The sequence below is a fragment of the Streptomyces sp. A 4/2 genome (assembly GCF_940670765.1).
Classification (GTDB): Bacteria; Actinomycetota; Actinomycetes; order Streptomycetales; family Streptomycetaceae; genus Streptomyces.
Window position 1 is genome coordinate 65,659 of sequence record NZ_CALNVW010000061.1, and the last position, 22,713, is coordinate 88,371.

Annotated in this window: 24 protein-coding genes; 9 read left to right on the forward strand and 15 right to left on the reverse strand. The window is 69.6% G+C overall.

The annotated features are described in order from the left end of the window. The first annotated feature begins 82 nt into the window (after nt 1-82). The 3 genes from NBY69_RS35855 to NBY69_RS35865 all read left to right on the forward strand — a co-directional run bounded on the left by NBY69_RS35855 (nt 83) and on the right by NBY69_RS35865 (nt 3,301). Nucleotides 83-928 (forward strand): NAD(P)-dependent oxidoreductase, encoded by an 846-nt coding sequence (locus tag NBY69_RS35855; protein ID WP_250306458.1) that lies wholly within the window; start codon nt 83-85, stop codon nt 926-928. A gap of 94 nt (nt 929-1,022) precedes the next feature. After that, a complete protein-coding gene (locus tag NBY69_RS35860) occupies nt 1,023-1,985 on the forward strand; it encodes a 5-dehydro-4-deoxyglucarate dehydratase (protein WP_250306460.1) in 963 nt (320 codons plus the stop codon). Between the two features lie 29 nt (nt 1,986-2,014). Next, complete coding sequence (locus NBY69_RS35865; protein WP_250306486.1) at nt 2,015-3,301, forward strand: glucarate dehydratase family protein; 1,287 nt, start codon at nt 2,015-2,017, stop codon at nt 3,299-3,301. A 54-nt stretch (nt 3,302-3,355) separates the two neighbouring features. Here the strand turns inward: NBY69_RS35865 and hydA are convergent, their stop codons facing one another. From hydA to NBY69_RS35890, 5 genes are all read right to left on the reverse strand, one after another. Then, on the reverse strand, nt 3,356-4,759 hold the full coding sequence (hydA, locus tag NBY69_RS35870) for a dihydropyrimidinase (RefSeq protein ID WP_250306462.1): 1,404 nt from the start codon (nt 4,757-4,759) through the stop codon (nt 3,356-3,358). Between the two features lie 48 nt (nt 4,760-4,807). Then, a complete protein-coding gene (locus tag NBY69_RS35875; RefSeq protein WP_250306463.1) occupies nt 4,808-6,088 on the reverse strand; it encodes an aspartate aminotransferase family protein in 1,281 nt (426 codons plus the stop codon). Continuing rightward, nucleotides 6,085-6,927 carry a nitrilase-related carbon-nitrogen hydrolase gene (locus NBY69_RS35880; RefSeq protein ID WP_250306465.1) on the reverse strand — a complete coding sequence of 281 codons (843 nt, stop codon included), beginning with the start codon at nt 6,925-6,927 and terminating at the stop codon, nt 6,085-6,087. Before NBY69_RS35880 ends, NBY69_RS35875 begins: the two co-directional genes overlap by 4 nt. 303 nt (nt 6,928-7,230) lie before the next feature. Continuing rightward, the gene (locus NBY69_RS35885) at nt 7,231-7,728 is read right to left on the reverse strand and encodes an NUDIX domain-containing protein (RefSeq protein WP_308409522.1); all 498 of its coding nucleotides are present in this window, start codon (nt 7,726-7,728) and stop codon (nt 7,231-7,233) included. Beyond that, nucleotides 7,725-7,976 carry a helix-turn-helix domain-containing protein gene (locus NBY69_RS35890; RefSeq protein WP_250306467.1) on the reverse strand — a complete coding sequence of 84 codons (252 nt, stop codon included), beginning with the start codon at nt 7,974-7,976 and terminating at the stop codon, nt 7,725-7,727. Before NBY69_RS35890 ends, NBY69_RS35885 begins: the two co-directional genes overlap by 4 nt. A 41-nt stretch (nt 7,977-8,017) precedes the next feature. On the opposite strand from NBY69_RS35890, the gene map reads away from it, so the two are divergent. Then, nucleotides 8,018-8,785 carry a type I methionyl aminopeptidase gene (map, locus tag NBY69_RS35895; RefSeq protein WP_250306468.1) on the forward strand — a complete coding sequence of 256 codons (768 nt, stop codon included), beginning with the start codon at nt 8,018-8,020 and terminating at the stop codon, nt 8,783-8,785. 43 nt (nt 8,786-8,828) lie between these two features. On the opposite strand, the gene ggt is transcribed toward map, so the two are convergent. After that, nucleotides 8,829-10,661 carry a gamma-glutamyltransferase gene (gene ggt, locus NBY69_RS35900; RefSeq protein ID WP_250306469.1) on the reverse strand — a complete coding sequence of 611 codons (1,833 nt, stop codon included), beginning with the start codon at nt 10,659-10,661 and terminating at the stop codon, nt 8,829-8,831. 130 nt (nt 10,662-10,791) lie between these two features. Here ggt and NBY69_RS35905 point away from each other — a divergent pair, with 130 nt between their 5' ends. Beyond that, on the forward strand, nt 10,792-11,535 hold the full coding sequence (locus NBY69_RS35905) for a hypothetical protein (RefSeq protein ID WP_250306470.1): 744 nt from the start codon (nt 10,792-10,794) through the stop codon (nt 11,533-11,535). A gap of 231 nt (nt 11,536-11,766) precedes the next feature. After that, complete coding sequence (locus NBY69_RS35910) at nt 11,767-13,356, forward strand: CocE/NonD family hydrolase (RefSeq protein ID WP_250306471.1); 1,590 nt, start codon at nt 11,767-11,769, stop codon at nt 13,354-13,356. Nucleotides 13,357-13,392: 36 nt separating this feature from the next. Here the strand turns inward: NBY69_RS35910 and NBY69_RS35915 are convergent, their stop codons facing one another. The 9 genes from NBY69_RS35915 to NBY69_RS35955 all read right to left on the reverse strand — a co-directional run bounded on the left by NBY69_RS35915 (nt 13,393) and on the right by NBY69_RS35955 (nt 20,568). Further along, the gene (locus tag NBY69_RS35915; protein WP_250306472.1) at nt 13,393-14,292 is read right to left on the reverse strand and encodes an amino acid ABC transporter permease; all 900 of its coding nucleotides are present in this window, start codon (nt 14,290-14,292) and stop codon (nt 13,393-13,395) included. Next, complete coding sequence (locus NBY69_RS35920; RefSeq protein WP_250306473.1) at nt 14,289-14,933, reverse strand: amino acid ABC transporter permease; 645 nt, start codon at nt 14,931-14,933, stop codon at nt 14,289-14,291. The genes NBY69_RS35915 and NBY69_RS35920 overlap by 4 nt, the downstream gene beginning before the upstream one ends. 16 nt (nt 14,934-14,949) lie before the next feature. Further along, nucleotides 14,950-15,858 (reverse strand): glutamate ABC transporter substrate-binding protein, encoded by a 909-nt coding sequence (locus NBY69_RS35925; protein ID WP_250306474.1) that lies wholly within the window; start codon nt 15,856-15,858, stop codon nt 14,950-14,952. Nucleotides 15,859-15,869: 11 nt separating this feature from the next. Further along, nucleotides 15,870-16,613 carry an amino acid ABC transporter ATP-binding protein gene (locus tag NBY69_RS35930; protein ID WP_250306475.1) on the reverse strand — a complete coding sequence of 248 codons (744 nt, stop codon included), beginning with the start codon at nt 16,611-16,613 and terminating at the stop codon, nt 15,870-15,872. A gap of 139 nt (nt 16,614-16,752) precedes the next feature. Next, entirely contained in the window at nt 16,753-17,193 is a 441-nt protein-coding gene (locus tag NBY69_RS35935) for a DUF6278 family protein (protein WP_250306476.1), read from the reverse strand. Between the two features lie 96 nt (nt 17,194-17,289). After that, nucleotides 17,290-18,069 (reverse strand): exodeoxyribonuclease III, encoded by a 780-nt coding sequence (locus NBY69_RS35940; protein ID WP_250306477.1) that lies wholly within the window; start codon nt 18,067-18,069, stop codon nt 17,290-17,292. 30 nt (nt 18,070-18,099) lie between these two features. Continuing rightward, nucleotides 18,100-18,732 (reverse strand): MBL fold metallo-hydrolase, encoded by a 633-nt coding sequence (locus NBY69_RS35945; RefSeq protein WP_250306487.1) that lies wholly within the window; start codon nt 18,730-18,732, stop codon nt 18,100-18,102. 19 nt (nt 18,733-18,751) lie between these two features. Continuing rightward, a complete protein-coding gene (gene pcaC, locus NBY69_RS35950) occupies nt 18,752-20,035 on the reverse strand; it encodes a 4-carboxymuconolactone decarboxylase (RefSeq protein WP_250306478.1) in 1,284 nt (427 codons plus the stop codon). Nucleotides 20,036-20,040: 5 nt separating this feature from the next. Then, a complete protein-coding gene (locus NBY69_RS35955; RefSeq protein WP_250306479.1) occupies nt 20,041-20,568 on the reverse strand; it encodes a hypothetical protein in 528 nt (175 codons plus the stop codon). A gap of 484 nt (nt 20,569-21,052) precedes the next feature. Here NBY69_RS35955 and NBY69_RS35960 point away from each other — a divergent pair, with 484 nt between their 5' ends. The 3 genes from NBY69_RS35960 (at nt 21,053) to NBY69_RS35970 (ending at nt 22,538) form a co-directional block, all read left to right on the forward strand. Then, complete coding sequence (locus tag NBY69_RS35960) at nt 21,053-21,592, forward strand: winged helix-turn-helix domain-containing protein (protein WP_250306480.1); 540 nt, start codon at nt 21,053-21,055, stop codon at nt 21,590-21,592. Further along, entirely contained in the window at nt 21,589-22,110 is a 522-nt protein-coding gene (locus NBY69_RS35965; RefSeq protein ID WP_250306488.1) for a transposase, read from the forward strand. Before NBY69_RS35960 ends, NBY69_RS35965 begins: the two co-directional genes overlap by 4 nt. A gap of 65 nt (nt 22,111-22,175) precedes the next feature. Further along, a complete protein-coding gene (locus NBY69_RS35970; protein ID WP_250306481.1) occupies nt 22,176-22,538 on the forward strand; it encodes a hypothetical protein in 363 nt (120 codons plus the stop codon). The last annotated feature ends 175 nt before the right edge of the window (nt 22,539-22,713 follow it).

The following is a 22,713-nucleotide window of genomic DNA, read 5'->3' on the forward strand; positions in this document are numbered from 1 at the left end:
CCGGGGCGTGCCCGGAAGGCCGGGCCGCTGCCGGCCGTGGACGCGGCTCAGCCACGCATCGAACGACATCTGGAGGTTCCGCATGCCCCGGCAAGGCGCGCATGCCACCGGCTCCACCGATACCACCCGGATCCTGCTCACGGGCGCCGCGGGCAAGGTCGGCACGCTGCTGCGGCCGTTGGCCGCGCGGGAGGGCCGCACGCTGCGGCTCCTCGACATCGCCACGCCGCCCGCCGTCGAGGGGAGCGGTGCGGAGGAGACCGTGATCGCCTCCCTCACCGACACCGAGGCGCTGCTGGACGCCTGCCGGGGCGTCAGCGCGATCGTCCATCTCGGCGGCCAGAGCGCCGAGTCCACCCTGGACGACGTCCTGGACCGCAACGTGCGCGGGACGCTGAACCTCCTGGAGGCGGCCCGGCTGGCCGGTGTGCCCCGGGTCGTCCTCGCCTCCTCGACCCACGCCGTCGGCTTCCACCCGTACGAGGGCACTCCGGTCGCCGCGGACGTCACGGCCCGCCCGGACACCCTGTACGGCTGGAGCAAGGCCGCGGTCGAGTCCGCCGGGCGCCTGTACCACGACCGTTTCGGCATGGACGTCATCTGTCTGCGCATCGGAAGCTGGTTCCCGAAGCCGAACGGGATCCGGGGGCTGTCCACCTGGCTGTCACCGGCCGACGGGCACCGCCTCGTCGAAGCCTGCCTGAGCTGCCGCGAACCCGGCTACCGGATCGTCTGGGGGGTCAGCCGCAACACCCGGGGCTGGGTGAGCCCGGCCGAAGGTGAGGCGATCGGCTACCACCCGCTCGACGACGCCGAGCAGTTCGCGCCCGAGGTGCTCGCCGAGTGCGGGCCGCCGGACCCCACCGACCCGATCGCACCCCGGCTCGGAGGCGACTGGTGCGCCATTCCGCTGGGGCGGACCTCGTGACGGCCGTCCGCTGATCACTGCCATCTGCTCGTACTCGTCACAGTCGGCCGGGCACCGCCGCGGCCGAGGCAACCCTTGAAGTGGAGATTCATCCATGAATACCGTGAAATGCGATGAACGAACAACGCGCCTCCCGGGACCGCTCTCCTTCCCTCTGACTCCCTTCGACGAAGCCGACGAGGTCGACCTGGACGTCTTCGCCGCTCACGTCGAGGCACAGATCGCCGCCGGACCCGGCGGGCTGTTCGTGGCGTGCGGCACCGGCGAGTTCCCCGCGCTCGGGCTCGACGAGTACCGGCAGGTCGTGGCCACCGCGGTGAAGCAGGCCGCCGGACGCGTACCGGTGTTCGCCGGGGCGGGCGGAGGCCCGCGGGTGGCACGGGAGTTCGCGCTGGCCGCGCAGGAATGCGGCGTCGACGGGCTGCTGTTGATGCCCCCGTATCTGCTGACGTCCACCCCGCAGGGGCTGGTGCGCCACATCCGCTACGTCGCCGCGGCCACACCGCTGCCGATCACCGTCTACCAGCGGGCCAACGCGGTCCTCGATCCGGCCACCGCGGTGGAACTGCTCGACATCCCGAACATCGCGGGCATCAAGGACGGCCGCGGTGACGTGGACGCGATGCTGCGCCTGGTCACCGCCGTGCGTACCAGCGGACACCCCCGCGCCGCCGAGTTCGGGTTCCTCAACGGCCTGCCGACCGCGGAACTCAGCGCACGGGCGTACGCGGCGATCGGCGTGGAGAGCTACTCCTCGGCGGTGCACTGCTTCGCCCCCGACATCGCCACCGCGTTCCACCGGGCCGTGCGCGACGGCGACGAGGTGGCGCAGCAGACGCTTCTGACGGAGTTCTACCTGCCGTTCGCCGCGCTGCGCGACCGCGTGCCGGGCTACGCCGTTTCCCTGGTCAAGGCCGGTGCGCGGCTGGCCGGTCTGGCCGTCGGTCCGGTCCGGCCGCCGTTGGTCGAGGCCACCCCGGACCACGTCGCACAACTCGCGTCCCTCGTGGACCGCGGGCGCACGGCGCTCCGTCGCTTGGAGGAGTCCCGCGCATGACCACTGATTCCCGTACGAGGAAGGGCCTCATGGAGCCGCAGAGCCCGTCAGGGCACCCCACGATCGTCGACATCCGCATCACCCCCATCGCGTTCCCTGATCCGCCGTTGCTCAACGCCGTGGGCTGCCACGAGCCGTGGGCCCTGCGCGCGATCATCGAAATCGACTGCGGGGACGGGCTCATCGGGCTCGGCGAGACCTACGGCGACGCCTCGCACCTGGCGGTGCTGCGTACGGTGGCGCCGCTGCTGATCGGGCTGGACCCGTTCCGTACCGAATACATCAGGTCCGTGGTGGACGGGCTGCTCGGCACCGCTGACGCGCCGTCGGAGAAGCTCGGTCCGTCCGGCGGCATGGGTCCGGAGAAGGTGTCGCTGCGGGTCTTCTCCGCGTTCGAGGTCGCCTGCCTCGACGTACAGGGCCAGGCGATCGGCCGTCCGGTCCACGATCTCCTCGGCGGCCGGGTACGCGACGCGGTGCCCTTCTCGGCGTACCTGTTCTACAAGTGGGCGCAGCATCCCGGCGACGGACCGGACCTCTTCGGCGCCGCACTCGACCCTGCCGGGATCGTGGCCCAGGCCCGGACGATGGTGGAGCAGTACGGCTTCCGGTCGATCAAGTTGAAGGGTGGTGTCTTCGCTCCCGACGTGGAGCTCGACGCCATTCGCGCGCTGCGCGCGGAGTTCCCCACGCTGCCGCTGCGCATCGATCCCAACGCGGCGTGGAGCGTCGAGACGTCCCGCCGGGTCGCCGCCGAGACACAGGGCCTGCTGGAATATCTCGAAGATCCGACCGAGGGCCTGGCCGGCATGGCCGCCGTCGCCGAGACCGCCGGGATGCCGCTGGCCACCAACATGTGTGTGGTCTCCTTCGACCACATCCCCGAGGCCGTCGAACGCGGCTCGGTCCAGGTCATCCTGTCGGATCACCACTACTGGGGCGGGCTGCGGCAGTCCGTGCGTCTGGCGGGCATCTGCGAGACCTGGGGCCTCGGCCTGTCGATGCACTCCAACAGCCATCTCGGGATCAGTCTCGCCGCGATGACCCATCTCGGCGCGGCGCTGCCGCAGCTGTCCTACGCAGCCGACACCCACACGCCGTGGCAGCTGGGCGTCGACGTGGTGGAGAACCCGCTGACCTTCGTCGACGGGGCCGTGCCGGTGCCGATGTCGCCGGGGCTCGGCGTGCGGCTGGACCGGGATGCGCTCGCCCGGCTGCACGAGAACTACCTCCGGCAGGGCATCACCGGACGCGACGACACGGGGTACATGCGGCGGTTCCACCCGGACTTCGACCCGGCGAAGCCTCGGTGGTGACCGGGGGTCCCTTCGAGGTGGCGCCGCGGCCCCGACCGCGGCGCCATGACGCCTTCAGTTGGTGTACTGGCAGAGTCCCCGCGGCAGGTAGACCCCGTGTCCGGGCTTCCCCACGTACGCACGACGGTCGATCACCGGGACCCCGCGGGACAGCACGGTCTCGACCCGCCCCGTCACGCGCTTGCCCTCGTAGGCCGAGTAGTCCACGTTCATGTGGTGCGTCTCGGCGGACATGATCTGCTCGGCATGCGGGTCGTAGACGACGACATCGGCGTCGGCGCCCGGGGCGATCGTGCCCTTCTTCGGGTAGAGGCCGAACATCCGGGCCGGGCCGGCGCAGGCGATCTCGATCCAGCGGCGGCGGGAGAGGTGGCCGTCGACGACTGCCTGGTGGAGCAGGTCCATCCGGTTCTCCACGCCGGGCATGCCGTTGGGGATCTTCGAGAAGTCGCCGCGTCCCCGTTCCTTCTGCCCGGTGAAGCAGAAGGGGCAGTGGTCGGTGGAGACGACCTGGAGGTCGTTCCTGCGCAGTCCGCGCCAGAGTGATTCCTGGTGCTCCCGTGGCCGCAGGGGCGTGGAGCAGACGTACTTGGCGCCCTCGAAGTCCGGTTCGGCGAGGTTGTCCGTGGAGAGGAAGAGGTACTGCGGGCAGGTCTCGCCGAAGACGTCGAGCCCCTGGGTGCGGGCCCTCGTCAGCTCGGCGAGCGCCTCGTCGGCCGAGACGTGCACCACGTACAGCGGGGCCCCGGCCACCTGGGCGAGTTTGATCGCGCGGTGGGTGGCCTCGGCCTCCAGCAGGGCCTTGCGCACCTCGCCGTGGTAGCGCGGGTCGGTACGGCCCTCGGCCAGCGCCTGCTCCACGAGCACGTCGATCGCGATGCCGTTCTCGGCGTGCATCATGATCAGCCCGCCGTTGGACCCGGCCCGCTGCATCGCCCGCAGGATCTGTCCGTCGTCGCTGTAGAACACCCCGGGGTAGGCCATGAACAGCTTGAAGGAGGTCACCCCCTCCCCCACCAGGAGGTCCATCTCCTTCAGCGTGGAGGGGTTCACGTCGGACATGATCATGTGGAACCCGTAGTCCACGGCGCACCGGCCGTCGGCCTTCGCGTACCAGGCGTCGAGCCCTTCGCGCAGCGAGCCGCCGACCGACTGGATGGCGAAGTCGACGATGGTGGTGGTGCCGCCCCAGGCGGCGGCCCGGGTACCGGTCTCGAAGGTGTCCGCCGCGAAGGTGCCGCCGAAGGGCATCTCCATGTGCGTATGGGCGTCGACCCCGCCGGGCAGCACGTACTTGCCGGTGGCGTCGATCGTACGGTCGGCGGTCCAGCCCTCCGACGCGGTACTGCCGTGCGCGGCGAGTGCGGCGATGCGGCCGTCCTCGATGAGGACGTCGGCGTGGGTCTCCTCCGCGGCGGTGATGACGAGACCGCCGCGGATCAAGGTGCGGGTACTCATGGTGGTGGGTTCCCTCTCTGGTCCGCTTGTGAGCTTCCGGCCCCCCGGTCAACCCGCGTTCAGTGCCTGTTCGAGGATGGAGGCGCCCGCTTCCGCCTCCGCGACGTTGAGCGAGAGCGGGGGCGCGATGCGCAGCACGCTCGTGTCGTGGCCGCCGCCCTTGCCGATCAGCAGTCCGCCTTCACGCGCTGCCTCCAGCACGGCCGCTGCCGCCTCCGGGTTCGCCTCGTCCGTGCCGGGCTTCACCAGTTCGATGCCGATCATCAGTCCCCGGCCGCGGACTTCCCGGACGAGCGGTGACCGGGCGCCGACGGCTCGCAGCCGCTCCAGCAGGAGGCCGCCGACCCGGCGGGCGTTCCCCTGGAGGTCGTGTTCCAGGAGGTACGTGAGGTTGGCGAGGCCCGCCGCCATGGTGACCGGGGAGCCGCCGAACGTCGAGATGGAGTTGGCGTCGAGGCAGTTCATGACGTCGGCGCGGGCGACGACCCCGCCGATGGACATGCCGTTGCCGATGCCCTTGGCGAAGGTGAGGATGTCCGGCGGGCCGTTCTCCGCGTGTGCCTGCCAGCCCCAGAAGTGGTCGCCGGTGCGCCCCCAGCCGGTCTGTACCTCGTCGCTGATCCACAGGATGCCGTGCCGGTCGAGCACGTCACGGAACGCGGCGAAGAGCCCGTCCGGCGGGGCGGTGAAACCGCCGACGCCCTGGATCGGTTCGGCGATCAGCGCCGCCACGTCGTGGGTGTGCCCGATCAGGTCCTCCAGGTCGGCGACGCACGCCTCGATGAACTGGGCGTCGGTGAACGCCGCGTACGGGCCCCGGCCACGGACCCCGCCGTGCACGTACAGCGTCTGGAGCGGGGAGAGGCCGGTCGGGGACCAGCTCCGGTTGCCGGTGATGCCGACGGCCGAGAAGGAACGGCCGTGGTAGCTGTTGCGCATCGCGAGGATCTGGTGGGACCTGCGGTACGCCGTGGCCAGCAGCAGGGCCGTGTCGTTGGCCTCGGTGCCCGAGGTGGTGAAGAAGACGCGGGCGTCCGGGATCCCGGACAACGCCGCGACCCGCTCGGCGAGCTCCACCATCGGGCGGTTGAGGTAGAGCGTCGAGGAGTGGACGATCCGGCCCGCCTGTTCACTGACCGCCTTGGTGACCTCGGGCAGGGCGTGCGCCGTCATGGTGGTGAGGATGCCGCCGAAGAAGTCGAGATAGCGGTTGCCCGCCGCGTCCCAGACGTGCCGGCCCTCCCCGTGCGTGATCTCTATCGGCTGCCGGTAGTAGGTCGCCAGCCAGTCGGGAAGGACGGCCAGGTGGCGGCTGTACAGATCTGTCACGGCTGCACCAGTCCTTCGTACGCGTCGGGGCGGCGGTCCCGGTAGAACGCCCACTGCTGCCGCACTTCGTCGATCAGGTCCAGCTCGAGGTCGCGGACGAGGAGTTCCTCCTCCTTGTCACTGGCGACGTCCCCGACGAACCGGCCGCGCGGGTCGACGAAGTAACTGGTGCCGTAGAAGTCGTCGTCGCCGTACTCCTCCCGGCCGACCCGGTTGATGGCTGCGACGAAGTACTCGTTGGCGACGGCGGACGCGGGCTGCTCCAGCTGCCAGAGGTGGGCGGAGAGGCCGCGCGAGGTGGCAGAGGGGTTGTAGACGATCTGGGCACCGTTCAGGCCGAGTTGGCGCCAGCCCTCCGGGAAGTGGCGGTCGTAGCAGATGTACACGCCGACCTTGCCGACGGCGGTGTCGAACACCGGCCAGCCCAGGTTCCCCGGTTTGAAGTAGTACTTCTCCCAGAAGCCCTTGACCTGGGGGATGTGGTGCTTGCGGTACTTGCCGAGGTACGAGCCGTCGGCGTCGATGACGGCCGCGGTGTTGAAGTAGAAGCCGGACTGCTCACGCTCGAAGACCGGGACGACGATCACCATGCCGGTCTCGCGGGCGAGATCCTGCATCCGGCGGACCGTCGGCCCCTCCGGCACCGCCTCCGCCCAGCGGTAGTGCTCGGGCTCCTGCACCTGGCAGAAGTACGGGGCGTTGAACACCTCCTGGAACCCGATGATCTTCGCGCCCTGCCGGGCCGCCTCGCGGGCGTGTTCCTCGTGCTTGGCGATCATGGATTCGGTGTCGCCCGTCCAGGTGGCCTGGACCAGTGCGGCGCGTACGGCATGGGACATGAGCAGCTCCTTCAACAGGGCGCCACGAACGTTCTACGCACGTAGACGGGTTGCGTAGGAGGAGAACGTAAGCCCCGTCACAGACTGGGGCAAGACCATCGCCGTTAACCGGCCGAGTCGATCACGTTTCGCCGCGCGGCGATCACTTCAGCCCGGCCCGGCGGTCGAATTGCGAGCCGGATCGGCCGCAGTACGCACACGAAAGCGCCCCCAAGGCGCCGCGATGTTCACGGCGGCGGCCGGGAGGCGAGAAACCAGCAGGTGGGGACCGCCCTCCGCCGAGGCACGGTCAGTCCGGCGCACTCACCGGGGCGAATTCGCCACGTACCCGAGGTAGACGGGGTCGGCTCCCGGCGCGTACGAGGCGAGCAGCGCGGGCAGCCGGGGCGGCCAGAGCGCTTCCGGCGCCCCGGCCAGCTCGTCCGGGCTCCACCAGCGCCGGCCGAGGATGCCGTCCGCCGCATGCGCCTCGACCAGGTCCCCCGCCAGGTCCCGGCGCGGCCCCCGGGCGAGATGGATGTGCTCGAACTGCCGCACGGGCACGCCGGCCCGGGTGAAGTCGTGCTCCCAGGTACAGAGCAGCGCGCCGGGTTCGACATCACCCCACCCGGTCTCCTCGCGCACCTCCCGCCGGGCCCCCGCCAGAAAACTCTCGCCGGGTTCGAGGCCACCGCCCGGCAACGCCCAGTGCACGCCGACCTCTTCGTTGTCGTAGCGCAGCATCAGGACCGCACCCGCAGGATCCAGCACCGCCACCCGGGCCGCCCGGCGCGGCGTGCGGATCACGGGTACGCCGGTCACACGGGCACCAGTACGCAGCTCGCGGCGATCTCGTCCATGGACAGTCCGAGCACCGCGGCCAGCGCGGAGACCGTGAAGAAGGCCGGGGTCGGGGCGCGGCCCGTCTCGATCTTCCTGAGCGTCTCGGCGGAGATGCCCGCGCCGAGGGCGATCTCGGTCATGGTGCGCGTGCCGCGCGCGTCGCGGAGCAGACGGCCGAGCCGTTCGCCGCGTGCGTGCTCTTCGGGGGTGAGAGGGGTACGGACCATGCCGTCATTCTAATACCGCTCGGGCCGGTATAGTAATTGGCATGATCAATATCAAGACAGACCAGTCCCTCGAGGCGATGCGGGAGGCGGGCCGCGTCGTCGCCCGCGCACTGGCGGCGGTCCGCGCCGCCGCGGGCGTCGGGGTCACCCTCCGTGCACTCGACGCGACCGCGCACGCCGTGCTGCGCGAGGCCGGAGCGGGTTCACCGTTCCTCGGCTACCAGCCGGGCTTCGCGTCCGCCCCGTTCCCGGCCGTCCTCTGCATGTCCGTCAACGACGCCGTCGTACACGGCGTCCCGGACGACTACCGGCTCCGCGACGGCGACCTCGTCAGCGCGGACTTCGGCGCCATCCTGGACGGCTGGGTCGGCGACTCGGCCATCAGCTTCACGGTCGGCCGGGCCCGCCCCGACGACGTACGCCTCATCGAAACGGCCGAACAGGCCCTGGCCGCGGGCATCGCAGCCGCGGTCGTCGGCAACCGCATCGGTGACATCGCCCACGCGGTCGGGAGCGTCTGCCGCGGCGCGGGATACGGCATCCTGGACGGCTTCGGCGGCCACGGCGTCGGCCGGTCCATGCACGAGGACCCGGGGGTCCCCAACGAGGGCCGGCCGGGCCGCGGTGTGGCGCTGCGCCACGGCATGGTCCTGGCGATCGAACCGATGCTGATCGCCGGCGGTGAGGACGGCTACTACACGGACCGTGACGGCTGGACCCTGCGCACCCTGGACGGCAGCCGCGCGGCGCACGTCGAGCACACCGTCGCCATCACCTCCGCGGGCCCGCGCATCCTCACCGCGCTCTGACCTGCCCGCCCGCTGTCCGGGCGGGCAGGTCACGGATGCCTGGTCAGGGCCTGCCGCTGGGCCGGACCACCATGGCCGAGCCACCGCCCCGGCGTACCGGCTCGGCGGCTGCCAGCCAGCGGCCGTCCGGCAGCCGCTGCACTCCCGTGGCCGCGCCGATCTCCGGGTTCAGCGTGAACGAGTGCCCCAGCGCCTCCAGCCGGCTCCTCAACGGGCTGTTGTACAGAGCCGGTTCGAGTTCGGTGGTCGCGGCGTTGCGCTGGCTGGCGCGCGGTGCGGCGATCGCGTCCACCAGCGGGAGCCCCCGGTCGAGATGCCCGAGGAGGGTCTGCAGGACCGTGGTGATGATGGTCGCGCCACCCGGGGAGCCGACCGCCAGGACCGGCTTCCCGGCATCGAGGACGATCGTCGGGGAGATCGAGGAGCGCGGGCGCTTGCCCGGACCGGGGAGGTTCGGGTCGTGGACCGCCGGACTCGCCGGGGCGAACGAGAAGTCCGTCAGCTCGTTGTTGAGCAGGAAGCCGCGGCCGGGGACGGTCATCGCACTGCCGCCCGTCTGCTCGATCGTGAGGGTGTAGGCGACGACGTTCCCCCACTTGTCGGCCACCGTCAGATGGGTGGTGTTCTCACCCTCGTAGGTGGTGGGGGCCGCCTTGCCGCTCGTCCCGCAGTCCTCCGGGTGCCGGGGGTCGCCCGGTGCGAGCGGACTGGTGAGCACCGCGTCGTCCTTGATGAGGCAGGCCCGCGAGTCCGCGAACCGCTGGGAGAGCAGGTCCTTCGTCGGTACGGATTCGAAGGCCGGGTCGCCGACCCAGCGCCCCCGGTCGGCGAACGCGATCCGGCTCGCCTCGATGTAGTGGTGCAGGTACTGCACCTCCGACGCCTTCGACAGGTCGGTGCGCTCAAGGATGTTGAGCGCCTCACCGACGCTGGTGCCCCCGGAGGAGGACGGCGCCATGCCGTACACGTCGAGGCCGCGGTAGGAGACCTTCGTCGGCGCGCGGTGCAGCGGTTCGTACGCGCGCAGGTCCTTCGCCGTCAGGTCTCCGGGGCGCGCGTTGCGCGTCGATCCGGGGGCGAGGTCCGGCTTGCGGACGGTACGGACGATGTCCTCGCCCAGGCTGCCGCGGTACAGCTCGCCGACCCCCTTGCGGCCCAACTCCTCGTACGTACGCGCCAGGTCGGGGTTCTTCAGGGTGGAGCCCACGGCCGGCGGCCGGCCGCCCGGCAGGAAGAGTTCCGCCGTCGCGGGGAAGTCGGCGAAGCGGTCCTGGTTGTCCTGGGTCTGGCCGCGGAAGGTCGCGTCGACGGTGAACCCGTCCGTGGCGATCCGTTCGGCCGGCCGCAGTACCTCCTTGAGCGGCTTGCTGCCCCAGGAGCGCAGGGCGGAGTCCCAGGTGGCGGCCGTTCCCGGCGTCCCCACGCTCAGCCCGCTGGTCACCGCGTCGGCGAAGGCCAGCGGCTTGCCGTTCTCCAGGAAGAGCGAGGAGTCGGCGGTGCGGGGCGCGGTCTCCCGGCCGTCGATGGTGTGCACCTGACGGGACTTGGCGTCGTAGTAGACGAAGTAGCCGCCACCGCCGATGCCCGAGGAGTACGGCTCGGTGACGCCGAGCGCGGCGGCCGTGGCCACCGCCGCGTCCACCGCGTTGCCGCCGTGCCGGAGCACCTCGATACCGGCGGCCGACGCGTCCTGGTCGACACTCGACACCGCTCCCCCGTACCCCACCGCTACCGGCGCCTTCCCCGGTGGCGAGCTGTGGGCGGAGGGCGGAACGGTCGCGCCCACCGACAGCACGACTGCGGCGACCGCCAGATACGAGAGCTTCCGAGCCGCGCGGGAGGGGTGTCGCCGTGCTCGAAGAGCCTGGGGAAGCATCCATGACCTCCAGAGGGAGAAATGTAGGGCGCAGCGTAGCCCGACCGGCGCCGCACCGTCATGAACACGTCGATAGCATGCCGCCCGCACAGAGTTGTCCGGCGAGGACCGAGTCACCGAGGTGGACGCAGTGAACGACGACCTACGCAACATCCTGCTCGGCGTGATAGCCGCCGGCGTCAGCGCGGTGCTCGGCTGGCTGGCCCGTACGTATCTGTGGCGGCGCGGGCTGCGCAGGAAGCAGACGTTCTTCGGGCTGCCCGGGAATTCCGAGTGCGTGCTGGTCGTCAACCGCGAGGCGGGCGGCGACGGGGCGGTGGCCCGCAACGACGTGTTCGCGCTCCTCGAACTCTCCGCCCTGATCAAGGACTGCGGCGCGCACGCCCGGATCATCGCGGCCGACACGGCCCAGCAGGGCATCGGCGAGCGGACCGAGTTCTGCGTCGGCGGGCCCGCGTCCAACCGCCGGATGGCCGCCCATCTCCAGTCGCTGCTCCCGGGGGTCGCCGTCAACACCGATGTGGAGCCCGGCCCCGACCGCACCGCTTTCCAGATCGGCAGCGAGCGCTACCGGCTGGAGAGCGGCAAGCTCGCGCACGTCGTCCTGGCGCGCCTCACCACGCGCCCCGGAGCCCGGCCGGTCTTCCTCTTCTGCGGACAGCAGTCCATCACCAATCAGGCGGCGTCGCGCTATCTGTCCCGCAACCACGAGAAGCTGGCGCGCAAGTACGGCGACAAGTCGTTCTGTCTGCTGCTGAAGGTCGTCAACTCGCAGGCGTACGGCCCGGATGTGGTCGAGCTGATCGCGGACGTCACGCGCGAGGCGCAGACTCCGGTTCCGGCGCCCCGTAACTCTCATCGCGCGGACCGGTGACGGGGACGCTGCCGGGTACGTGTTCCCGTACCGCCGCGGTGTCGGCACGTTCGTCGACAAGGCCGCCGACAGAGGAAACAGGGAGAGGGAACAGGGGGAGGGAACAGGGGGAGCCATTGACAGCATGTCCAACAATCGTTACTGGCACGTAACTTACCGATCGGTTACCAGAGGTAAGCCCTTGCGGATACCGTCTCCCCACTCTGCACCGGCGCGAGCGAGGAGCGATTCATGGGACACCCCCGCAGGGCAACGGCCACCGTGGTCACCGCAGCGGCACTGTTCGCGGGAGCGGCATTCGGCCTGGCGCCCGCGGCCGGAGCGGCCCCCGCGGCACCGTCCGCCGCGGCTGCTCCGAGCCTGACGTTCCACGACATCCCCGGCTCCGGCGGCATCACGCTCAAGGGCAATGTCTTCGCCCCGGCGGGCGCCACCGCACACAGCGCGGCGAGGTATCCGCTGATCGTGCTGCCCACCAGCTGGGCGATGCCGCAGATCGAGTACGCGGCCCAGGCCGAGAAGCTGGCCGACTCCGGTTACGTGGTGGTCAGTTACACCTCGCGCGGCTTCTGGGCCTCCGGTGGGTCCATCGAAGTGGGCGGTCCGCCCGACATCGCGGACGTCTCCTCCGTCATCGACTGGGCACTGGCGAACACCGCGGCCGACCCGGCCGAGATCGGCATGGGCGGGGTCTCCTACGGCGCGGGCATCAGCCTGCTCGCCGCAGGGCACGACAAGCGCATCAAGGCAGTGGTGGCGATGAGCGGCTGGGCCGACCTCATCGACTCCATCTACAGCGGCCGTACCCAGCACCTGCAGGCCGCCGCACTGCTCGGCGGTCTCGGCGAGGTCACCGGCCGCCCCGGCGCCGAACTCCGGCAGACCCTCACCGACTTCCTCGGTTCGAACCTGGCCAGGGAACAGGACATGATCGACTGGGGCAGGAAGCGCTCGCCCGCCACCTACCTCGACGACATCAACAAGAACGGCGCAGCCGTCATGCTGGGCAACGCCTGGGGCGACACGCTCTTCCCGCCCAACAGCTACGCGAAGTTCTTCGACGAGCTGACCGGTCCCAAGCGTCTCGAACTGCGCCCCGGCGACCACGCGACCGCCGAGGGCACCGGTCTGCTCGGCCTGCCCAACGACACCTGGACCAGCGCCCACCGCTGGTTCGACCACTACCTCAAGGGCGACGACAACGGCATCGAGCACGAGCAGCCGGTCCAGCTCAAGTCCCGTTCCGACGACGGCTACGAGGGCTACCCGAGCTGGGCGGCCGTACCGAACAGCAAGGAGCGGCTGTCGCTCGACGGCACGAAGAAGGTCCTCACCGGAGTCGACTCGGGCGCGGACGGCGGTATCGCGATGCTCTCGAACACCCTCGACCAGATCGCCAGGATCCCGCCCATGGTGTCGGTCCCGCTGCTCCCGCGCGCGTTCGCCGGGGTCTGGGAGTCCGGCCGGTACGCCACCGAACGGCGCATCCGCGGGACGGCCACCCTGCACACCACGCTCACCAGCACCAAGGAGAGCGGCACCCTCGTCGCGTACCTCTACGACGTGGGTCCGCTCGGCCTCGGCAAGCTGGTCAGCAATGCGCCGTACACCTTCCACGGGGAGACGCCGGGCAGGCCGTTCCCCGTGAACCTGGAACTGTTCTCCACGGCGTACGACGTGCCGGCGGGCCACCACTTGGCCCTGGTGACCGACACTGTCGACCCGCTGTACATCGAGCACAACCCGACCGGCGCGCAGCTGACCTTCTCCTCACCCGAGTCCGACCCGTCGTATCTGTCGGTCCCGCTGCGCGAGAAGTGATCACCGGCTGCTGCCGGGCGGGCATGGCCCTACGAGCTACTGCCCACCCGGCAGCAGCGTCCCTGGTTCGGCCGGGCCCGTTTCCACGGCCTCGGTCTTGGGATTGCGCTTCTGCCTTCTGGACAGCCAGGTGGCGAACCAGGAGAGCAGCATGCACATCCCGATGTAGATCGGAGAGATCACCATCACCACGGGGATGAACGGCAAATCGTAGTCGAGATTCGACGCGATGAGCTTGCCTGCATGGAGGAACTCCTCATAGGTGATCAGATAGCCGAGCGAGGTGTCCTTGAGCGCGACAACCAGCTGGCTGATGATGGTCGGCAGCATCGCGCGTACGGCCTGGGGCACCAGGACGTGCGTCATGACCTGCGTCTTGCGCATCCCGAGGGCGTACGCGGCCTCCCGTTGCCCGCGCTCCACATTGTTCACGCCCGTACGGAAAACCTCGGCGAGCACCGAGCCGTTGTAGAGCGCCAGCCCGGACACCAGGGCCGGCAGCGGCTGCACCTTCAGCGCCACGAAGATGAAGAAGATCATCACCAGGACCGGCATGGCGCGGAAGAACTCGACAAGCAGGGTGGCGGTCCAGCGCACCGGCCGGTGCACGGAGAGCCGTCCGACGGCCAGCACCACCCCCAGGGCCAGCGAGAGCACCGCGGCGTAGCCGAACGCCTTGAGGGTGTTGCCGAGGCCGCGCAGCAGAAGTTCCTGGATGCCCTTGTACTCGAAGGGCGTCCACTTCTGGGCGGCGAACTGGCCGGTGTCGAGGAGCAGGTAAACGACCCAGCCGATGAGGGCGAGGATCAGCGCGGTCGACACGACCCCGTAGACGAAGTGGCGCTTGCGGGTGAGCGGTCCCGGGATGTCGTAGAGCGCCGTGGCGGGCTGCGCGGTGGCGGAGTGCGCGGTGGCGGAGTGCGTGGCCCTGGTCATCGGGCTACCCCCCAGTGCCTCTCCAGCAGGTGGAAGAGCGCGCTGATCGAGAGGGTGATGATCAGGTAGCCGACGGCGATCCAGACGAAGGACCAGACGATGCTGTAGCCCAGTTCGTTGAGCGTCTTGTAGGTCCCGAGCAGTTCGGTGACACTGAACGCCCCGGCGATGGCGGAGTTCTTGGCGAGCGCGATGAGCGTCGAGCCGACCGGCGGGATCACCGAGCGGAAGGCCTGCGGCAGGACCACGGTGGTCAGCGTCTGGCCGAACGTCATGCCGAGGCTGCGGGCCGCCTCGCCCTGCCCGGTGGGAACGGTGTTGATGCCCGAGCGCAGCACCTCGCAGATGAAGGCGGAGGTGTAGCAGCCGAGCGCGAGGACGGCGAAGAGCTGGAACGGCAGGACCAGGCCGAACCGTGGCAGTCCGAGCAGCACCGCGAAGAAGAGCAGGGTGAGCGGGGTGTTGCGGAGCACGGTCACCCAGACCGTGCCGAGCGCCCGTAGGGACCCGACGGGCGCCACCCGGCAGGAGGCCATCAGGAAGCCGAGGACCAGGGCCAGCGCCGAGGCGTAGACGGTGAGTTCGAGGGTGCCGAGGAAGCCTTTGCCGTAGAGCGAGAAGTTGCTGGTGAGCACGTTCATGGTGGCCGGTCCTCCCTCAGGTCGCCGGGTAGCGGTCGATGGGCGGCGGTGTCGGCGCGGGTGCGCCCGACAGCCCGAGCGTGGCCTCGAACGCCTTCTTCCAGTCACCGTTCTTCTCGCGGGCCGCCAGCGCGTCGTCGAGCGCGAACCGCAGGGCGTTGTCGCCGCGCGGGACACCGATGCCGTACGGCTCCTTGGAGAAGGGCTTGCCCACCACCTTCAGTTCGTCGGGCGCCTTGGCCGCGAAGCCCAGCAGGATGGCGTCGTCGGTGGTGACGGCGTCGACCTGGTAGGTCAGCAGATTGTCGACACAGATCGAGTAGGTGTCGTACGAGACGAGCTTCGCCTTCGGGTAGTCGGCCGCGATGCGCTGGTACGGGGTGGAACCCGCCGCCGAGCAGACGGTCTTGCCCGCCAGGTCCTGCGGGCCGTTGATGCCGTGCTCGTCCGCGCGCACCAGCAGGCCCTGCCCTGCCAGGTAGTAGGGCCCCGCGAAGCCGACGAGCTTCTTGCGCATCGCGTTGATGGTGTAGGTGCCGACGTAGTAGTCGATCTGACCGTTCTGCAGGGCGGTCTCACGGTTGGCGGACGCGATGGTGCGGAAATGGATCGTCTTTGGTTCGAATCCGATCGAGGCGGCCATCATCTTGGCGATCTCGATGTCGAAACCGGAGTAGACCCCGGTCGCGGGGTCCTTCTCGCCCAGATAGGGCTGGTCCTCCTTCGCGCCGACGACGAGGTAGCCGCGGTGGTGCGCGTTGCGCCAGGTCCTGGACTGCGGCAGCCGGAAGGCGGAGTCGACGGCGTAGTGCGGCAGTTGGCCCGGCCGGGGGCCCTTCACCGGCGGGCTGCCGTTCTTGCCGCAGCCCGCGGCGACGACGGCCAGCAGCAGACTCACGGTCAGGGCTGTTCTCGTACGCGACATGCGGCCCCCCGTCAGTGCTTGAGGATCTTGGACAGGAAGTCCTTCGCGCGGTCGCTCTCGGGGGCCGTGAAGAACGCCTCCGGAGTGCGGTCCTCGACGATGCGGCCGTCCGCCATGAAGACGACCCGGTTGGCCGCGGAGCGGGCGAAGCCCATCTCGTGGGTGACCACGACCATCGTCATGCCGTCCCTCGCGAGCTGTTGCATGACCTCCAGCACCTCGTTGATCATCTCCGGGTCGAGCGCCGACGTGGGCTCGTCGAAGAGCAGGGCCTTGGGGTCCATGGCCAGGGCGCGGGCGATGGCGACGCGCTGCTGCTGCCCGCCCGAGAGCTGCGCGGGCAGTTTGTCCGCGTGCGCGGCGAGCCCGACCCTCGCCAGCAGTTCACGGGAGCGCCTGTCGGCTTCCGCCTTCTTGCGCTTGCGGACCTTGAGCTGGGCGAGCGAGACATTGGCCAGCACCGTCTTGTGCGCGAACAGGTTGAACGACTGGAAGACCATGCCGACTTCGGCGCGCAGCAGCGCGAGCCCCTTCCCCTCCTCGGGGAGCGGCTGTCCGTCGATGGTGATACTGCCGGACTCGATCGTCTCCAGCCGGTTGATCGTCCGGCAGAGCGTCGACTTGCCGGAGCCGGAGGGGCCGATGACCACGACCACTTCACCGCGGCCGACGGTGAGGCTGATGTCCTGGAGTACGTGCAGCTCGCCGTAGAACTTGTTGACGCCACTCAGCTCGATCAACGGGTCAACGGCCATACGCTGTCCTGCCCACTCTCAGCTGTGTCGAGGTCAGCGCAAACTTTCCACCCCGATAAGGGACTTCACGCCCGACACGCTCTAAGTGGCCATAAACCGTATTTGTATTGAAAAACAGCGAAATCCGGAAAATCGGGCGTCAGGCCTCGGAGGCCTCCGCGTAGACCTGCGAAAGTTCCGGAGCGCCGCCGACCGCCCAGTCGAGTCCGGCCTCCACCACATTGATCTCGCGCCCCGACGCCAGCCGGACCACGGGCTGGCCGCTGGGCCAGACGTCCCAGACGGCCCCGGGAACGGTCCTGATGATGACGGTGCCGAGATACAGTCCGGCGTCGTTGCCGAGCCAGGGCAGCTCTTCCGGATCGTCGCGCCAGCGCGGCGGAAGCTGGTCGAGTGCACCCAACGACGCTGCGGAGTCGTCGAGTTGAAGCCCCGCCTGGCTTGCGCGGGCCCTCAACAGCTCGCACTCGGACAGCAGCTCCCCCACACCCTCCGGGTCGTTGCGCACGGCCGTCGCGAGCGTTTCCGCGTAGTCCGAGCCGTGCCGCCTGCGCCAGTGGTCCAAGAAGGGGATATTCACACCGTTCACCCTCGCATTCAGCCGGACGGTCGCACCACAGGCGCGCGGGATCCCGCGCGCCTTACGGCCCGGTGCCCGCCCGCGCGCGCCAGGTCGTCAGAGGTCGAGATCGACCACGACCGGGGCGTGGTCGGACGCCCCCTTGCCCTTGCGCTCCTCGCGGTCGACGTAGCTGTCCTTGACGGCCCCGGCGAAGGGCACGTTGCCGTACACCAGGTCGATCCGCATGCCCCTGTTCTTCGGGAAGGCGAGCGCCCGGTAGTCCCAGAAGGTGTACGGGTGGTCGTACTTGAGGGGGCGCGGCACCACGTCCGCCAGGCCTTCCTCGCGCAGCGCGCCGAGCGCGGCCCGCTCGGCCGGGGTGACATGGGTGGCTCCCTCGAAGACCGCCGGGTCCCAGACGTCCTCGTCGGCCGGTGCCACGTTGAAGTCGCCGAGGACGGCGAACGGCCGCTCCCCCGCCGCGTCGTCGGCGACCGCCGCCTTCAACGCGGCGAGCCAGTCCAGCTTGTAGGCGTAGTGCGCGTGGTCGACCTCGCGGCCGTTGGGCACGTACACCGACCAGACGCGGACCGGGCCGCAGGTCGCCGAGATCGCTCTCGGCTCCTGCGTGTCCTCGTACCCCGGACCGCCGGGCAGCCCGGTGGTCACGTCGGCCAGCCCCACCCGGGAGATCAGCGCCACCCCGTTCCACCGGCCGGTGGCGTGGACCGCGGACTCGTAGCCCAGCTCGCGCAGCTCGTCGGCGGGGAACTGCTCGGCTGAGCACTTGGTCTCCTGGACGCACAGCACGTCCGTACCGGTGTTCTCCAGCCAGGCCAGCACCCTCGGGAGCCGGGCAGTGATCGAATTGACGTTCCAGGTGGCGATGCGCATGTGAGCAAACCTAGCGGGTGGGACCGACAGTCACAGTTCCGTCGTGTCGCCCGGGGCCAGCCGGGAGTGGTCGGCGCCGCCGAGATTGGCGATGTGCATGTCGTACATCCCGCGGGCCAGATCCTTGAGCAGTACGTCGTGGATGTCGATGGCGCGCTGCGGCGCGACCTCGCGTACGTAGTCGATCACCTCGGAGATCTTGTTCCACGGGGCGTGCACCGGGAGCATCAGCGTCTCCACGGGCTGCTCGGGAACGGTGAACGCGTCTCCCGGGTGGAAGACCGAACTCTCCACCAGGAAGCCGACGTTGGTGATCCGTGGCAGATCCGGGTGGATCACCGCGTGCAGTTCACCGTGCACCTGGACATCGAATCCCGCGGCCGTGAAGGTGTCGCCGTGGCCGACGGTGTGGACCCGGCCGGGGAAGCCCGCCGACAGCTGCTCGGCGACGCTGCGCAGGGTCCAGATCGCGGCGGCCGGATTGGCCTCCATGGCCACGCGCAGCCGGTTCATGTCGAAGTGGTCGGGGTGCTCGTGCGTGATGAGAACGGCGTCGGCGCCGAGCGCCGCGTCCTCCTCGCTGAAGCTTCCGGGGTCGATGACGAGTGTCTGCCCGTCCTTCTCCAGGCGGATACAGGCGTGGGTCTTCTTCGTCAGCTTGATGCTCATGTCTTCCATCCTGCTACGACTCGGGGGTCGTCTCCTGTTGGATCACGGACCGGGCGACCCTGAAGGCGGAGTTCGCCGCGGGGACGCCGCAGTAGACCGCGGTCTGGAGCAGTACTTCCTTGATCTCCACCGGCGTGAGGCCGTTCCGCAGGGCCGCGCGGACGTGGGCGGCCAGCTCGTCGTGGTGACCGCCGGCGACCAGCGCGGTCAGCGTCACCACGCTGCGGGTGCGGCGGTCGAGCCCGTCACGGGTCCAGATCTCGCCCCAGGTGTAGCGGGTGATCAGCTCCTGGAAGTCACCGCTGAACCCGTCGTCGGCGGCCTCCGCCCGGTCCACATGGGCGTCACCGAGAACCTCCCGGCGGACCTTCGCGCCCGCGTCGTACGGATCGGGGCGGCCCGCGGGCACGGCGGCCGGCTGGAGCACGGCGGGTGCGATCTCGGCGATCGGGGCCACCGGGGCGGAGAGCGCCGGCGCGGGCGGCTGTACCGGGATCGCCGTCGACGTGGTGGTGTCCTGCCACGCCGTGGAGAAATGGCGCACCAGCAGATCGGTGACCGCCGCGGGCTGCTCGACCGGCGCCAGGTGCGAGGCTGCCGGGACCAGCGCGAGCCTGGCGTCCGGTATCCCGGCCACCAGGGTGCGGGCGTCCGCGGGGCCGGTCACCCGGTCCTCGGCGCCGACCACGACGAGCGTCGGAACGCCGATGCGGCCGAGTTCCGAGCGGATGTCAAAGGCGGCGAGGGCCTCGCAGGCAGCGATGTAGCAGCCGGGGTCGGTGGTGCGGACCATCTGTACGGCCCACTCGACGATGGCCGGCTGCGCCGTCGCGAAGCCGTGGGTGAACCAGCGCTCGGGTGCGCTGCGCGCTATCGGGTCCAGGCCGTTGGTACGTACGATCACCCCGCGCTGGCGGAACTCGTCGGCGGTACCGAACCGGGGGGACGCGGCCACCAGCGCGAGCGAGGCCACCCGTTGCGGGTGGCGCAGCGCCAGTTCCATGCCGATCGCGCCGCCGATGGAACAGCCCGCGTACCCGAAGCGCTGCACGCCCAGCTCGTCGAGCGTGGCGAGCAGCCGCTCGGCGATCCCCTCGACCGAGGGCACCGCGTGAGCGGGCGCCCCGCCGTGGCCGGGCAGGTCGAAGCGCAGGACGCGCCGGGTGCGGGCCAGCTCGGGCGTCTGCCGGTCCCACATGTGCCATGTGGTACCAAGGGAGGGGCCCAGCACGAGGACCGGGGCGTCTTCTGGCCCGTCAAAGCGGTATTGGAGGGTCTGCTGCGTCGTCTCACTCATCCGCCTCACGCTCTCATATCGCACAATCGCTCACGACCGCGCGGTATGTCGTCCCCGGACCCGTGCAGCCCACCCCACACCGCGGCAGCTCCACGAAGATCCTCCACGCCCGGCTTGACGTACCACCTCTTGGTGGTCAGGACGTCCGTGTGCCCCGCCCACCGAGCCAACAGGTGATCCGGCACGCCCATGTTGGCGCGGTATGTGAAGCAAGACGCCCGGGCGTCGTACAGACGCACCTGACGTAGCCCCAGGAGCGACATGATCCGGTATGCCCGTCGGCGGAGTTGCTTGATGTTCCGGGCCTCCCCCATCTCGTCCACCAGGACGTAGCCGGAGTCAAGGTAGCCCGGTCCGAAGGCCAGCTTTTCCTTGGCCTGGAGAGACTTGAACGACCGGAGCGCGTCCCACACCGGAACTGGCAAGGGAAGCTGTGCCGCCTGGCCCTGACCCGACCAAGCATTCAGTTCGCCGAGCGCAAAGAGGACAGGCGAAGCGAAGCAGGCAGGCCGAATGGCGAAATCGGAAAACAAGCCTCCTAAGGGCTGTCCCGTAATTCCTGGTGGATCAGCGCACGGCGTCAGATGCGGTGCATCGCAAGGCGGAGGGGCGCCCGAATACTGGATGTATTCGGGCGTTCCGACAACGCCGCGAGGTGCCGTAGCTGTCGTCGTGCGCCCGCCAGGAATTACGGGACAGCCCTTAGGTAGGGACACGCCAGAGATCACCGGTGTGGCAGGGGGAACCAGCCGCAACCCCGGCCACAGCGATGAGCTGCCCGCTCTGGCCTGGTATTTTCGGGATCGTTGTACGTTGCCATGGTTCCGGCGGATGTTTCCAGTCCTTTGGAGTTCTTTCTTGTCTGCCGTGGGCGGATTCCCGCCGATGACCAGAGAGGAGCAATCCTGTCGTGGTCCCACTGAGGCGGAATAAATCCGTTAGCGCTACTGAACTTGATTGAGTGATGTCGGTGCCGTTCGCCTGACAGCTGGCCGTCGGCACAGGTAGCCGTTGGGTGTGAGGTATGCGCAGGGCGGCGGGCTGACCGACGCCGAGAGGACGACGCGGGAGCGGTTGCGGCTCCAGGCCGTGGAGCGTTTTGCGGGCGGGCGGAAGAACGCAGAGATTGCCGCTGCCCTGCGGATCAGCTTGCGGTCGGTCGAGCGGTGGCGCCGCGCCTGGCGCGAGAGTGGCGAGACGGGAGTCCTGTCGAAGGGGTCGCTGGGAAGACCTCGACTCAGTGAAGCCCAGATCGCCAGGCTGGAGCGAGAGTTGGAGCATGGCCCGCTGGCTCACGGCTGGGCGGACCAGCGGTGGACCCTTGCACGGATCAAGACGTTGATCGGCCGACTCTTCCACGTCTCCTACACGGTCGAGGGCGCCTGGCGGCTGCTGAAGCGCCACGGCTGGAGCTGGCAGCAGCCCGCCAGGCGCGCGATCGAGCGCGACGACGACGCGGTCGAGGTGTGGAAGAAGGAGACCTGGCCGCGGGTAAAAGCACCGCGGCGGAGCGCGGGGCCTGGATCGTCTTCGAGGACGAGGCCGGGCAGTCGATGACTCCGCCACGCGCCAGAACCTGGGGCCGGATCGGGCAGACCCCGGTTGTGAGGGTGAGGGGCCGTGGCTCAGGGCGCGTGTCGATGGCGGGTATGGCCTGCTACAAGCCGGGCCAGCGGTCCCGGCTGATCTACGCGATCCGCGAGTACCGGGGCCGCAAGGACGAACCAAAAGGCTTCGGCTGGCGCGACTTCCGCGACCTGATCCTCCGCGCTCGCATCCAGCTCGGTGGACCGATCGTATTGGTCTGGGACAACGTCCGCCTGCACCTGACGGTCGGCATGCGCGAGTTCATCGACGCGAACGCCGAGTGGCTCACCGTCTTCCAGCTGCCCACCTATGCCCCGGACCTCAACCCGACCGAGGGCGTCTGGTCGCTGGTCAAGCGTGACATCGGCAACCTTGCTGCGGTCGACCTCGGCCAGATCACCCGCGCCGTGAAGCGCAAACTGAAGATGCTGCAGTACCGGCCGGAGGTCATCGACGGCTGCCTCGCCGGCACCGAGCCGGCCCTGTGAGCGTCGGGTCGACGGACAAGAAATTGTCCTGAACCCCAAAGCTGCTGGTCAGCTACGGTGGTGACATGACCGACAGCTTGTCCGAGGACATAGCCGACGTGCTTGACCTCGTCCTGAACCCGGACGAGCCTATTCACGTCGCACTCCGACGGCAGGTGCCCCACCTCAGGATGAAATCCCGCTGTAAGTGCGGGTGCGGCACTGCCTACTTCGGCCTTGATGCCGAAGCGGTGGAGCCCGCGCCAACGGGTCCCGGCACCATCGTGGCTGCCGACATGCAGCTGTTCACCGAAACCGGCGAGTGCCCTGGCGAGGTCCTGGTCTTCGCGCAAGGTGGCTACCTCTCATGGCTGGAGGTCTGCTCTTGGAGCGATGACGTCGAGGTGAATCTCGCCGCGGCGCGGCGCTGGCTACAGCCTTCGTCCTGAACCCGAGCCGGTAACAGCAGGCGTCTCGAACCCTGAGGCCGCCACCACGAGTCGACCGACATCACGAGTTCAAGTTCAGTAGCAGGGACGGGGCAAATACTCGCCGATGCCATCGGGTTACAGCGCCGGAGTCCCTGAGCTTGGACCAGCGTCCGTCACAGGCCCCGCTAGGGCC

Coding starts and splice junctions, on each gene's coding strand:
- NBY69_RS35910 (WP_250306471.1), top strand. CDS start 11,767: ATGGGACACCCCCGCAGGGCAACGGCCACCGTGGTCACCGCAGCGGCA.
- NBY69_RS35940 (WP_250306477.1), bottom strand. CDS start 18,069: ATGCGCATCGCCACCTGGAACGTCAATTCGATCACTGCCCGGCTCCCG.
- map (WP_250306468.1), top strand. CDS start 8,018: ATGATCAATATCAAGACAGACCAGTCCCTCGAGGCGATGCGGGAGGCG.
- NBY69_RS35890 (WP_250306467.1), bottom strand. CDS start 7,976: ATGGTCCGTACCCCTCTCACCCCCGAAGAGCACGCACGCGGCGAACGG.
- ggt (WP_250306469.1), bottom strand. CDS start 10,661: ATGCTTCCCCAGGCTCTTCGAGCACGGCGACACCCCTCCCGCGCGGCT.
- NBY69_RS35925 (WP_250306474.1), bottom strand. CDS start 15,858: ATGTCGCGTACGAGAACAGCCCTGACCGTGAGTCTGCTGCTGGCCGTC.
- NBY69_RS35880 (WP_250306465.1), bottom strand. CDS start 6,927: ATGTCCCATGCCGTACGCGCCGCACTGGTCCAGGCCACCTGGACGGGC.
- NBY69_RS35865 (WP_250306486.1), top strand. CDS start 2,015: ATGGAGCCGCAGAGCCCGTCAGGGCACCCCACGATCGTCGACATCCGC.
- NBY69_RS35860 (WP_250306460.1), top strand. CDS start 1,023: ATGAATACCGTGAAATGCGATGAACGAACAACGCGCCTCCCGGGACCG.
- NBY69_RS35930 (WP_250306475.1), bottom strand. CDS start 16,613: ATGGCCGTTGACCCGTTGATCGAGCTGAGTGGCGTCAACAAGTTCTAC.
- NBY69_RS35855 (WP_250306458.1), top strand. CDS start 83: ATGCCCCGGCAAGGCGCGCATGCCACCGGCTCCACCGATACCACCCGG.
- NBY69_RS35965 (WP_250306488.1), top strand. CDS start 21,589: ATGACTCCGCCACGCGCCAGAACCTGGGGCCGGATCGGGCAGACCCCG.
- pcaC (WP_250306478.1), bottom strand. CDS start 20,035: ATGAGTGAGACGACGCAGCAGACCCTCCAATACCGCTTTGACGGGCCA.
- NBY69_RS35970 (WP_250306481.1), top strand. CDS start 22,176: ATGACCGACAGCTTGTCCGAGGACATAGCCGACGTGCTTGACCTCGTC.
- hydA (WP_250306462.1), bottom strand. CDS start 4,759: ATGAGTACCCGCACCTTGATCCGCGGCGGTCTCGTCATCACCGCCGCG.
- NBY69_RS35920 (WP_250306473.1), bottom strand. CDS start 14,933: ATGAACGTGCTCACCAGCAACTTCTCGCTCTACGGCAAAGGCTTCCTC.
- NBY69_RS35915 (WP_250306472.1), bottom strand. CDS start 14,292: ATGACCAGGGCCACGCACTCCGCCACCGCGCACTCCGCCACCGCGCAG.